The 13,116-nt window shown below is 54.5% G+C and carries 9 protein-coding genes; 1 reads left to right on the forward strand and 8 read right to left on the reverse strand.

Going from position 1 to position 13,116, the window contains the following annotated elements:
- Nucleotides 1-167: 167 nt before the first annotated feature.
- Complete coding sequence (locus F556_RS38310) at nt 168-335, forward strand: hypothetical protein (protein WP_020616599.1); 168 nt, start codon at nt 168-170, stop codon at nt 333-335.
- Here the strand turns inward: F556_RS38310 and gyrA are convergent.
- The 8 genes from gyrA to F556_RS0109000 all read right to left on the reverse strand — a co-directional run bounded on the left by gyrA (nt 326) and on the right by F556_RS0109000 (nt 12,961).
- Nucleotides 326-2,773, reverse strand: a complete 2,448-nt coding sequence (gyrA, locus tag F556_RS0108965; RefSeq protein WP_020616600.1) for a DNA gyrase subunit A — start codon at nt 2,771-2,773, stop codon at nt 326-328. The genes F556_RS38310 and gyrA overlap by 10 nt on opposite strands.
- Nucleotides 2,770-4,758, reverse strand: coding sequence for a DNA topoisomerase IV subunit B (gene parE / locus F556_RS0108970; protein WP_020616601.1), 1,989 nt, complete (start codon nt 4,756-4,758; stop codon nt 2,770-2,772). Before parE ends, gyrA begins: the two co-directional genes overlap by 4 nt.
- Nucleotides 4,759-5,049: 291 nt before the next feature.
- A complete protein-coding gene (locus F556_RS0108975) occupies nt 5,050-6,039 on the reverse strand; it encodes an ABC transporter permease (protein WP_020616602.1) in 990 nt (329 codons plus the stop codon).
- Nucleotides 6,032-6,991 (reverse strand): ABC transporter ATP-binding protein, encoded by a 960-nt coding sequence (locus F556_RS0108980; RefSeq protein WP_020616603.1) that lies wholly within the window; start codon nt 6,989-6,991, stop codon nt 6,032-6,034. The genes F556_RS0108975 and F556_RS0108980 overlap by 8 nt, the downstream gene beginning before the upstream one ends.
- Nucleotides 6,992-7,007: 16 nt before the next feature.
- Complete coding sequence (locus F556_RS0108985; protein ID WP_020616604.1) at nt 7,008-7,919, reverse strand: GDSL-type esterase/lipase family protein; 912 nt, start codon at nt 7,917-7,919, stop codon at nt 7,008-7,010.
- 168 nt (nt 7,920-8,087) lie between these two features.
- Entirely contained in the window at nt 8,088-9,272 is a 1,185-nt protein-coding gene (gene purT / locus F556_RS0108990) for a formate-dependent phosphoribosylglycinamide formyltransferase (protein ID WP_020616605.1), read from the reverse strand.
- A gap of 93 nt (nt 9,273-9,365) precedes the next feature.
- Entirely contained in the window at nt 9,366-11,195 is a 1,830-nt protein-coding gene (locus tag F556_RS0108995) for an ABC transporter ATP-binding protein (protein ID WP_020616606.1), read from the reverse strand.
- Entirely contained in the window at nt 11,192-12,961 is a 1,770-nt protein-coding gene (locus F556_RS0109000) for an ABC transporter ATP-binding protein (protein ID WP_020616607.1), read from the reverse strand. Before F556_RS0109000 ends, F556_RS0108995 begins: the two co-directional genes overlap by 4 nt.
- Nucleotides 12,962-13,116: the final 155 nt, after the last annotated feature.

Genomic DNA, 13,116 nt, shown 5'->3' on the forward strand with positions numbered 1-13,116 from the left:
CTCCTATCTACAAGTATAGCAGTCGCCCATGTCGAATAAAAGGTTAACGCAATTAATAATTACCGGGTGGAAGCGCTAAATAGCCGAACATTATGACAGCTTCTGACATAGACTGTAGCCTAGAGAAAAGGCGTTATGGCACATCTTGTATGAACGGAGGGATGACAATGCATGAACCCGATGCCGAGCTGCTCCGGCGGATCCGAACATCCGGCCTGCTCAAAGACCCACAGTGGCTGGACCGGCTGCTTGAGCCGGCGCCCCTGTGGGTCGTGCTGGAAGTCTTATTGAATCTGCAGGACAAAATGGAACCGGTCGGTCGTCCTTACGACTGACCCCGAACGAGCAGCAGGATGCCAGGATCCTTTTTGTCTGCGGGTGCAATGGATTTCCCTGTCGCCTTGCGCTCATCGATTGGAGCCTTCTCGGTAGAGAACAGATGCTGTGCACCGCTCACCGTCACCAGGGTAACTTGCTGCTCATGCTTACACCAGAGCGCGCCAATCAGCTGCTCCCCGTTGGAGCGAACCCGCTTGCCTTCCTTGAACTCAAATGTTGCGACGCCCTTGCCGCCACGCCCTTGAACTGGGTAATCCAGCAGCAGTGATCGTTTGGCATACCCTAACTCACTGATGACGAGCACCTCGCCCTCATCGCCCTCAACTCGCAGCGAAGCGACAACCTCGTCCCCTTCACGCATTTGAATCCCCTTGACACCGGTCGATACGCGGCCCATCGGGTTCACTTCGTTCTCTCGGAACCGAATACTCATGCCGAGCTTGCTGACGAGCAGCAATTCCTTGGTGTTGTCGCTGAGCTCCACCGACATCACTTCATCACCCGCGCCAACCTTGCACGCGGCAATGGCTGTGGAGCGAGAGGTCATATAATCTTTGAGCTCTGTACGCTTCACCTGACCGCGGCGGGTGACGAAGACCAGCGATTGCTCCGGTTGATTGAAGTCCTTGATCGGAATAACACTGATGATCCCATCATCCTTGGGCAGGGGCACCAGGTTGACGACAGCCGTACCATTGTCCTTCCACTTGAACTCCGGAATCTGGTGGACAGGCAGCAGGAAATAGGAGCCCTTCTTGGTAAAGAGGAGCAGCGATTCGATCGTATTGACGGGCAGCAGGTGCCGGATCATATCGCCTTCCTTGACTCCAGCGCTCTCCAGCTCGCCCCCAGAGCGGGTGAACGACAGCATGGATGTCCGCTTGATATAGCCTTCCTGACTGAGTGTAACCAGCACATCCTCAGGAGTCACCAATACCTCCAGATTGACCTTGAGCTCTTCGACCTCGCCCTTGATCTCACTGCGGCGGTCAATGCCGTATTTGTCCCGAATTTCCTGAAGCTCGCCGGTAATAACCTGAACCAGCTTCTTATCGCTGCCGAGAATCGCCCGATAGCCGCTGATCCGCTTGGCAATATCCTTCAGCTCTTTCTCCAGCGTCGTAATCTCAAGATTGGTCAGCCGGTAGAGCTGCAAGGTAAGGATCGCGTCCGCCTGACGCTCTGTGAACCCGAACCTGTCGATCAGATTCTTCTGCGCATCCTGACGGTTTTTCGACGCCTTGATGACTGCAATGACCTCATCCAGTACGTTGAGCGCCTTCACCAGTCCTTCGAGGACATGCGCACGGTCTTCCGCCTTCTCCAGCTCATAGCGAATCCGGTGGGTGACGACTTCCTTCTGATGGGCAATATATGCCTGAAGCATAGCCAGCAAGCCCAGCTGCTGCGGCGCCTTGTTGACGATGGCTACCATGTTGAAGTTGTAGGTCACTTGAAGGTCGGTCTTCTTGAGCAGATAGGCCAGGATCCCCTGGGCATCTGCATCCTTGCGCAGCTCGACGACGATACGCAGACCGTTGCGGCCGCTCTCGTCCCGCACCTCCGCGATGCCTTCCACCTTTTTCTCCAGCCGAATGTTCTCCATCGCCGTCACCAGACGAGACTTGACCACCTGATATGGAATCTCGGTAATGACGATCTGCTGCTTGCCCCCACGGAGATCCTCGATGGCTGTGCGGGAACGCAAGTAGATGCGCCCCTTGCCGCTGCGGTACGCCTCTTTGATCCCCTCTTCGCCCATAATCATCCCGCCTGTCGGAAAGTCAGGACCGCGCACGATTCCCATGACGTCTTCCAGCGTCATGTTGGGCTGAGCCATCAGTGCAATGCAGGCGTCAATCACTTCACGAAGATTATGCGGTGGAATCTCGGTGGCGAAGCCGGAGGAAATCCCGCTGACCCCGTTGACCAACAGATTGGGGAAACGCGCCGGCAGCACGACCGGCTCCTTGGCCGTATTGTCAAAGTTGTCCTTGAACAGAACCGTCCGCTTCTCGATATCGCGCAGAAGCTCCATCGCAATCGTCGACAGACGAGCTTCCGTATAACGCATTGCCGCTGCCGGATCGTCATCCTGCGAGCCCCAGTTGCCGTGACCGTCAACGAGCATATGCCCCATCTTCCAAGGCTGAGCCATCCGCACCATGCCCTCGTAGATCGAGGAATCGCCGTGCGGATGATAATTACCCATGACGTCACCTACGGTTTTGGCCGATTTGCGGTAAGGCTTGTCCGGGGTGTTGCCCGCATCGTACATGGCGTACAGGATACGGCGCTGTACCGGCTTCAGGCCGTCACGCACATCTGGAATGGCACGGTCCTGGATAATATATTTTGAATATCTGCCGAAGCGGTCGCCGACCACCTCTTCAAGGAAAGCCGGGAGAAATTGTTCGGTACCTTGGCTGCTCACTGTTCGATCCCCTCCGCATCCTCATATTCCATAAAGTCCACATTCTCCACGATCCAGCGTTTACGCGGCTCCACCTTGTCGCCCATCAACGTCGATACGCGCTTCTCGGCCTTGGCGGCATCCTCAATCTGCACCTGCAGCAGCGTGCGGGTTTCAGGGTCCATCGTCGTCTCCCACAGCTGGTCAGGATTCATCTCGCCGAGACCTTTATAACGCTGCAGCTCATAGGATTTGAACTCTTTGAGATAGTTCTGCAGCTGCTCGTCCGTAAACGCATAGCGGATCGTTGTATGCTTGCCGGACTTGCTGGAAATTTTGTAGAGCGGCGGCTGAGCAATATACACCTTGCCAGCGTCGATCAGAGGCTTCATATAGCGGTAGAAAAAGGTCAGCAGCAACACCTGAATATGCGCGCCGTCCGTATCCGCGTCCGTCATAATAATAATTTTGTTGTAATTGCCTTCGGACGCCTCGAACTCTGGACCGACCCCTGCGCCGATTGCAGCGATAATTGCCTTGTACTCGTCGTTTTTCAGAATGTCTGCCAGCTTCGCTTTCTCCGGATTCATCGGCTTGCCCTTAAGCGGCAGAATCGCCTGATGCTTGGAGTCCCGTCCCTGCTTGGCGGAGCCTCCCGCAGAATCGCCCTCGACGATGAACAGCTCGTTGCGCGTGTAATCCTTGGATTGCGCTGGCGTCAGCTTGCCGCCGAGATTGGAGCTTTCGCTGCGTTTTTTGCCACTGCGGATCTCATCACGTGCCTTGCGCGCCGCTTCGCGGGCTCGGCTGGCCTGTACCGCTTTTTTGATCAGCTGCTGGCCAACCTGTGGATTTTCCTCCAGGAATACCTGCATCTTATCGGACACGATCCCATCAACCGCACTCCGGGCGGAGGCACTGCCGAGCTGGTCCTTCGTCTGACCAACAAATTCGACCTCAGCCATCTTGATGTTAATAACCGCCATCATGCCTTCCCGCAGATCGGTGCCATCGAGGTTTTTATCTTTTTCCTTGAGCAGCGCAGTCTTGCGGGCATATTCGTTCATCGCACGGGTATAGGCCGTCTTGAAGCCTGTTTCGTGCGTACCGCCGCCACGGGTTGGAATCGAGTTGACGAACGATGCAATGGTCTCAGTGTAGCCATCGTTATATTGCATCGCTACTTCAACCTCAATCTCGTCCCGCTCCGCAGCAAAGTGAATTACATCATGCAGTACAGCCTTGTCTTCATTCAGGAACTGCACAAACTGCCGTGCGCCCCCCTCGTAATGAAACACCTCGTACTTGTCGGCCCGCTCGTCCTTGACCGCTACCTTGAGGCCGGAGTTCAGGAAAGCAATCTCCTGCAGACGCTCAGACAAGGTATCAAAATTAATGGTGATATTGCCATGGAACACCCGTGCATCCGGCTTGAAGGTAACCTTGGTACCTGTACGATTCGTCTTGCCGATCACTTCCAACGTTGTCTCCGGCTCGCCCACATGCTCGGCGCCCACGTCATCCACCCAATAGGCGAACCGTTGCTTGTGCAGCTTCCCGTCCCTTGCAATCTCGACTTCGAGCCATTCCGATAACGCGTTGGTTACCGAAGCGCCGACGCCATGCAGACCACCGGACTTCTTATATCCGCCACCGCCAAATTTACCGCCAGCATGCAGGATCGTGAAGACAACCTGCGGCGTGGGAATACCGGTCTTATGCATTCCGGTCGGAATGCCGCGGCCATTATCTCTGACCGTGACCGACTGGTCCTTATGTATGATGACATCGATCTCCGTACAGAATTTGGCCAGATGCTCGTCCACCGCATTGTCGACGATTTCCCAGACCAGATGATGCAGACCCGAAGTTGTCGTGCTGCCGATATACATCCCCGGCCGCTTGCGGACAGCCGTCAGGCCCTCCAGAATTTGAATATCTTCAGCGTCGTATCCCCGTTCCTGTACCGACGCGGTAGTGGCTAGTTTATTCACTTGCTCGGTCATAAGCGTCCCCCTTGGCTATCTAAAGCAACGGAGCCCAGGCACCAGGCCTGCCCCCGCATCAATATAACATTTAAATATTATAAACGTTCGGTTTTCAGCACCGAGAAGGTTGAAGGCAGGAGGAAATGAGGAGCGGAGCGTAGTGGAGACTACGTGAGCACCTAAGAGTTTCCGGAGGAAACTGGCATCGTAAGCATCCTCTTAGTTCCGACTGCGTTCAAGATTCGATGTCGAATACACGTCAATGTATAACTTCGTGATCAAAACCGAACCTTGATCACTTCAGCTATTTTAATTCAAGATGTCCTGTTTAGTAAAGACGGCAAACGAGACAACGAGTGAACCGACCGACCAAGCCGCGAGAACTAGGAGCGAAAACATCAGGTTCATGCCCTCGATCGGCGGCGGGGTTCCCTCCAGATACGTCGTTAATTGCAGGTTGACGGAGAAGATATATTTGGCTCCCTCCCAGGCAGAAGCCATGTTCGAGAGAATCGTTCCAGAGATGATCGCGGCCATCATGGTGACGATACTGGCAGCCGTACTGCGCAAGAGTACCGAAACCATCAGCGACAGCATGGCCACGACCATAGCCGCGAACCAGATCAGGCCGGACTGCATCAGCACATATTGCCACTGCGGAACTGCATGCACATTGGTGGTGTCGACATCCGAGCCATTAATGACAAATCCCGTGAAGACGGGCAAGCCCCAGCCTCCATAACCAAACGCGAGACCGGAAATCAAATAACAGATCACAGCCATCGCGATAATCGTCAGAGAGACATAGAAAGTGAGTGCCACCAGCTTGCTAAAAAGAATTTTCCATCGCCTGACAGGACGTGTCAGCAGCATCTTGATTGTTCCCGCAGATCGCTCGCCCGATACCAGATCCGAGGCAATCGCCAGGACCATGAGCGGAATGAACAACGTCACCGCATTGCTCATGAAGCCACGGGTGAACGTGACGGCATTGGGCGCATTGGGGTTCACGTCCTGCTCCAGATAATAAGTCAGCTGCTGCACCATGACCCGGCGGAACTGCTTCCATTCCTCCGGAATCCGATTGCTGGAGAGCGTATTCTCATAGTCCGTGATTTGTTCTTGCAACTGGTTGCGCCAGTCATCGAAGCGGTCCGCGCTTCTGGAGGACATTACGCTTTGGGCATATGTAAAAATAGGAACAAGGATGGCCAGGATGATAAGGATGACGTAGAATCGTTTTTTCTTCCAAATCTTCAGCGTCTCATTCTGTATGAGCGACAGCAGTTGTTTAGTCAATCCCCTCACCCTCCGTCAGCTTCAAGAATAACTCCTCCAGGGAAGGCGATACCTTCTGCATGCCGGTCACAGAAATACCCGCTTCCACTAATCTGCGAAGCACCTCCGCAATATGATCAGCTTCAATGACGGTCACGATGGCATCAGGCAGTGCCGAGATAATGGTCTCATCGATCGCATGGTCGCTATCGCTAACCAACTCTACTTGCGGATCGCCAGCCAGCAGCGCTCGTGCTTTATCCGTATCGCTTGCCTGCCACAGCACATACCCGCCCGCCTGGCTCACCAGCTCATCGACCCCGCCGACGGCCAGCACCCGTCCTCTGCTAATAATCGCGACGCGATCGCACATCAGTTGAATTTCGCTGAGCAGGTGGCTGGAGACGAACAGACTCATCCCTTGCGCGGCTAGCATGCGGATGAATTCACGCAGCTCCTTGATGCCTTTGGGGTCGAGTCCATTGGTCGGCTCGTCTAGAATGAGCAGCTTCGGGCGGCCAAGCAATGCCTGGGCGATACCCAGACGCTGGCGCATCCCGAGCGAGTAAGTCCGCACTTTGTCCATAATCCGCTGCTGCATGCCCACGATTGTCACCACTTCGCGAATCCGGTCCTGGTCAACATCAGGCAGCATGCGGGCAAAATGCTCCAGGTTCTCCCACCCGCTCAAGTATGGATAGAGCTCTGGATTCTCGACAATACAGCCGATATGGCGGAGAGCCTGCTCCGGCTGGCGCTGAACATCGTAGCCGCCCACTTTGACCGTACCGGCGGTAGGCTTAATCAGATCAACGAGCATGCGAATCGTCGTTGTTTTGCCAGACCCGTTGGGACCGAGAAAGCCAAAAATCTCGCCCTTGCGCACGTCGAAGCTGACATCGTGAATAATCGGCTTGCGTCGTATCGTCTTCTTCAGTCCCTGAACGGACAGGATAACCTCTTGCTCCGCCATCGCTTTCCCTCCCTGTCTATTCAATGATCTGAATAATCCGCTCGGCAATCTGCTCGTACCCTGCCCCGTTGGGGTGGAACCGGTCACCCGACAGATAGCTGTTAATCGTCGCTTCGAACAAATCATAGGCGGGTACCATCTGCATGTCCGGATACGATTGCAGAATCGTATAGACGCCATTATTCCACTGCTGAACGAGCAGACTCGCTGGGCGCAGCTCCGGTACATCATAGAATGGATTATATAGCCCAACATAGATCAGCCTAGCTTCCGGATTAAGCGTGTGAATACGCTCCGCTACGAGCCGAAACCGGTCCAGCGCCGTCTCAATCCGCTCACCGAGCGCTTCAATGCTGAGCTCACCCGGTACTCCGCCGACGGAAGGCGTGTCTGCAGTGCCGGAGTCTTGAGGCAGCGCTCCCTCTCCCTCAGGTAATGCACCTTCGACTGACGGCGCTTCCTCCTGGTAGCGCGCGAACTGAAACAGATCATTGCCGCCGATGGTGAGCAGGATCAGGTCTGCCTGCCGAATCGCATACTGGTACCCGCTGTCACTCTCCAGCTTGTCTGCCAGCTCATCGGCTCTCATGCCCCCGACCGCAAGATTATTGTTCAGACGGACCGGCACATCTAGCTTCTCTTCCAGTCCCTCCAGCACCAAATTCACATACCCTCTGCCATTGGCGTCACCGACCCCGCGCGTAAGCGAATCGCCCAGTGCAGTAATGCGCAGCTCCTGGCGCTCCGACTGCCCCGGTGTCTGCTCTGGAGGCAGAAGGGTATTGCGGGGACCACCCAATCCCATGACATCGCTGACTGCATAGACGAATCCCGCCAGCAGCAGCAGCGTCGCCGCAGTTGCCACCAGAGCAATGCCCCGCCATAATCCTTTTGATCCTTGCCGTTCCGCCATACGCTGCTTGTCCATCCAATCGCCCGCTCCCTTCCGCTCGGTCCGCTTCTCTTACATCCTCTTATTCTTGCACACTTATCCTTTAAAATAAATCTTCCGGCCTGATTTTGCAAATTCAGAGCGCAGTTGACCGCAAAAAATCCGCAAAGAACGCACCATCATGCGTTGCTTTGCGGATTGCTTCTACTCCTCGTATACGATGCTCAGCGATTGTGCCGCCCGCCGGGCATTTTCTCTAGCCTGGCCTACATCATCGGCACGGCTGAGCGCCACGGCCATCCGGCGACCGACGCGGGTCTGTGGCTTGCCGAACAAGCGCACCTGCGTATCCGGGAGCGCCAATGCATCTCCTACGCCTGCGATTTGGAAGCGGTCGCTCTCACGGTCTGCCTTCAACGTGTACGAAGCGCCCGGACCGAGCTGACGGATTGACGGAATTGGCAATCCCAGAATTGCGCGGGCGTGGAGCGCGAACTCCGACAGATCCTGCGTCACCATCGTCACCATGCCTGTATCATGCGGGCGCGGCGAGACTTCGCTGAACAGCACCCCATCCTGCGTCAGGAACAGCTCCACACCGTAGATCCCCCAGCCGCCCAGCGCTTCCGTAATCTTGCTGGCAATCGCCTCGGCCTGACGACGATCCTCGGCCGACACGTCATGTGGCTGCCACGACTCGATATAATCGCCGTCCTGCTGGACATGGCCAATCGGCGCACAGTAGGCAGTACCTGACACAGAGCGGACAGTCAGCAGTGTAATTTCCGATTCAAAATGGACAAATCCCTCCACGATCACGCGCTGCCGCTTGGCTCGTCCACCGTCCATTGCGAGCTGCCAGCAACCCTCGATTTCTGCTTCGGAGCGGCAGACGCTCTGGCCTTTGCCCGAGGAGCTCATAATCGGCTTAATGACGCAAGGCGTACCCAGCTCCAAGACTGCTGCACGCAGCTCATCCAGGCTGTCGGCGAAGCGGTAAGGCGCGGTAGGCAGCCCCAGCGTTTCGGCAGCCAGACGGCGAATGCCCTCGCGGTCCATCGTCAGCTGCGCCGCCCGTGCCGTCGGAATCACTCGCTGGCCGGCTTCCTCCAGCTCCACCAACACCGATGTTGCAATCGCTTCAATCTCCGGAACGATCAAGTCCGGTTGCTCCTGCTCGATCAGCTGCCGCAACGCAGCCTCGTCCAGCATGTCAATGACATGCGAGCGATGCGCAACCTGCATGGCGGGAGCATTGGCGTAGCGGTCGACAGCAACGGTCTCGATGCCAAGACGCTGCGCCTCAAGCACGACCTCCTTGCCCAACTCCCCGGAACCGAGCAGCATGATTTTAGTGGCTTGCGGGGAAAGCGGCGATCCGTAATTCAACAGAAAAAACCTCCTGGAAGCAGCGGACAAGCCGCTGGTTTTTCTTCCATTGTGGAGGTTTGTCTGATCAGAAGTCAAGTGAAACCTGCAAGCTTATGCAGATAGGAAACGATACTGTGCTTCGATGAGCCCATGATAAATTCCGCCTCTGGCCATCAATTCATCGTGGTTGCCCTGCTCCATAATGACCCCGTGATCCAGAACGACAATGTTGTCGGCATGGCGGATCGTCGAGAGACGGTGGGCAATGATGAATGACGTACGGCCGAACAACAGCGTCTTGAGCGCTTCCTGAATTTTCAGCTCCGTCTCCGTATCGATGCTGGCCGTCGCCTCATCGAGGATCAAGACGCGCGGATCGGCCAGCAACGCTCTGGCGAACGACAGCAGCTGCCGTTGACCCATGGAGAGGATGTTGCCCCGCTCCTGCACTTCGGTATCGTAGCCATCCGGCAGATCCATGATAAAGTCATGGGCACCGACAGCCTGCGCGGCCAGCACGACCTCATGGTCCGTTGCGTCCAAGCGTCCGTAACGGATATTATCGCGAATCGAGCCGGAGAAGATGAACGTATCCTGGAGCACAATGCCTACTTGGGAGCGCAACGACTCAATCGTCACATCTCGGATATCTTGGCCGTCAATCAGAACGCGACCCTCTACCGGGTCATAGAAACGGCAGAGCAGATTAATGATTGTACTTTTGCCTGAGCCCGTATGACCAACAAGTGCAATCGACTGGCCCGCCTTGACATCCAGGCTGATGTTCTTGAGCGCCGGACGTCCCTTCTCGTATTCAAATACGATGTTCTCGAAGCTTACGTCGCCTCGAATCTCAGTCAGTTCCTTGGCGGATTCCAGTTCAGCCACGTTAGGCTTCTCATCCATGAACTCGAAAATCCGCTCTGAGGAAGCCATGGCAATCAGGAGCTGCGAATACATCTGGCCCAGCCGGTTGATCGGATCCCAGAAGTTGCCGATATACTGCGCGAATGCAACGAGCAAGCCAATCGTGAGAACCTCTGTTTGAATCAGATACGAGCCATACCAGAACAGGATCAGCATGCCAATCGCCGAGGTGATCTCAATGACCGGTCCGAACGCTTGATTCAATGCAGAAGCTTTGTTCCATGCTTTGACGTTGCTCTGATTCATATTTTCAAAATAAGCGATATTGTTTTGCTCTTGTACATAAGCTTGAGTCACCTTGATGCCCTGGATGCTCTCGTTCAGATGAGCATTAATACGCGATTGATTCATACGTACACCTTGCCAGGCTAACCTGATTCTCCGCCGAAGCGCGCCGGATACCAGGAACATCAGCGGCACAGTAATCATAACTGCCAAGCCGAGTTGAAAATTAAGCAAGAGCAGAATAACGACGATACCCACCAGCTGAACACAATCCATCATCAGATTGACGACGCCGTTGGTGAACAGATCCTGCATGGCGTTAATATCATTCGTCACCCGTACCAGCACTGATCCCGCTGGCCGTTTGTCGAAGAACCGGAATGAAAGCTTCTGAATATGCCGGAACAAATCTTTGCGCAGATCATAAATGATCTGCTGGCCGATAATGTTCGTAAAGCGGATTCGGAACGTATTAGCTGCCCATTGAATAATATACAATCCCAGCATCCAGCTCGCGTACGTATACAGCTTCTCATAGCTGCCTGCGCCATCTTCCGGAAAAATGGCGGAGTCAATTGCCAAAGCGATAATCGCTGGAATCGCCAGTTTCGTGGCTGTACCAATAATCATCATGAGCACAATGATCGGAATCAGCTGCTTGCGATAGGGCTTCATGTAATGGACCAGCCGGCCCATCTGTACCCAGTTAAACGGCTTTTCGATCAGCTCGTCATCCTGATAGACGAAGCGCGATCGTTTGTCGCTTGTTTTGGAGGCTTGCTCGCTCAACTTGACACCCTTCTTTCCTTGGCCGGCTCGTCGGTCGGCCGATCAGCATATTGAATATTGTATGTGTCGAGGTAAGGACCCTGCACAGCAATCAGCTCTTCATGGGTACCACGCTGCACGACAACGCCCTCATCGAGAACAATAATTTCATCCGCCTGACGCAGCGAGGAGATGCGGTGGGCAATAATGAAGGTCGTTCTGCCCTTCATCACCTCACGGAATCCCGCCTGAATCTCATGCTCCGTCTCCATGTCCACTGCACTCGTAGAGTCATCCAGTACGAGAATCCGAGGATTCTTGATCAGCGCCCGTGCGATGGCAATCCGCTGCTTTTGCCCACCTGAGAGTCCCAGGCCGCGCTCGCCCACTATCGTGTCGTAGCCCAGCGGCAGTTCCATAATAAACTCATGTGCTTTGGCTAGCTGACAGGCCCGGATAATTTCTTCATCCGACACATCGCCTACACCATATGCAATGTTATCGCGAATCGAGGCCGAGAATAGAAACGTCTCCTGAAACACGGGTGCAATTTGGCGACGCAAGCTTTTGACATCCAGCTTGTTAATATCAATACCATCGAAGCTGATTCGGCCTTGCTTGACGTTGTAAGCACGCATCAAGAGTTGGATGACTGTAGACTTGCCGGATCCGGTTCCCCCCAGGAAGCCGATGACCTTGCCGGGAGGCGCTTCCAGCGACAAGTCCGTAAGCGCCGGTTTCTTGTCTGCATAGTTAAAGGTTACCCCTTCAAACCGGATATGCCCCTGAGCTTTATGCTCATCCAGTACAATCGCTTGCTCGGGATTTTTCACATGTACATACTGATTGAGCAGCTCCAGTACACGCTCGCCTGATGCTTTGGATTGCGTGTAGTTGTTAATATGGAACCCTAGTTGCCACATTGGCTGGATGATGAACCAGATCAGACTGAAAAACGCAACCAGTTCGCCGATCGACAGCGATCCGCTGATAACCAGCCGGCCTCCAACGACCAGCAGCGTCACCACACACAAGCTTGCCAGAAGTTCCATGACCGGGAAGTAGTTGCCCCAGATCTTGGCGGCCCGGACCTGGTTATTCCGGTACTCATTACTGCGAATCGAGAATTTGTCAACCTCATGCGGTTCGCGTGCAAAAGATTTGACGGTCCGCACACCCATAATATTCTCCTGTACGGCTGTCGTGAGGTGGCTCATCGCCAGGCGCATTTCTTGGAATGCGGGATGAATCCTGCGCTCAAACTTCAGTGCAACCAAGACAAGAAGCGGAATGGAGATGAACGTGTACAGCGTCAGCTGCCAGTTGATCGTCATCATCATCGCACCACCGAACAGCACCATCAAGAACATGTTCAGGATCTGGGCGAAGCCGAAGCCTATAAACATCCGGATCGCTTCCAAATCTGCCGTCAACCTGGACATCAGGTCGCCGGTCTTGGCCGTGTCATAGTAAGGGAAAGATAGGTCTTGCAGCTTTCTGTAGCTACCGTCACGCAGCCGATAAGCTACTTTGTTGCCCAAGCGTCCGCCAAAAAAACCATGCAAAAACTGCAGGCATGCCTTGAGCGTGATAACGCCTACAACTGTTAGCGACAAGGCTGGCACCAGCTCGTAGCGTCCCAGTTCAATCACATCATCAAGCAGAACCCGCAGCAGGTTAGGATAGACCAACCCAAGCGCTGTTGCACACATCAAGCAAATAATCGAGATGTACAACAGCTTTCGTTCGGGCCAGTAAAAATCCTTAAGTTGCCTGAACACATTCACGCATTTTCTCTCCCTTTGACCATTTTTATAAGCATGAATGAATATTACCAGCATCCCCCGTAGACGGCAAACCGTGCTTCGCACCATATTTTAGACTGTGTCATCGTTTGTTCACAAATGGGAATATATGAGGGGGGTATTCTCTTGAATGGTCG

The organism is Paenibacillus daejeonensis DSM 15491 (genome assembly GCF_000378385.1).
Lineage (GTDB): Bacteria > Bacillota > Bacilli > Paenibacillales > Paenibacillaceae > Paenibacillus_D > Paenibacillus_D daejeonensis.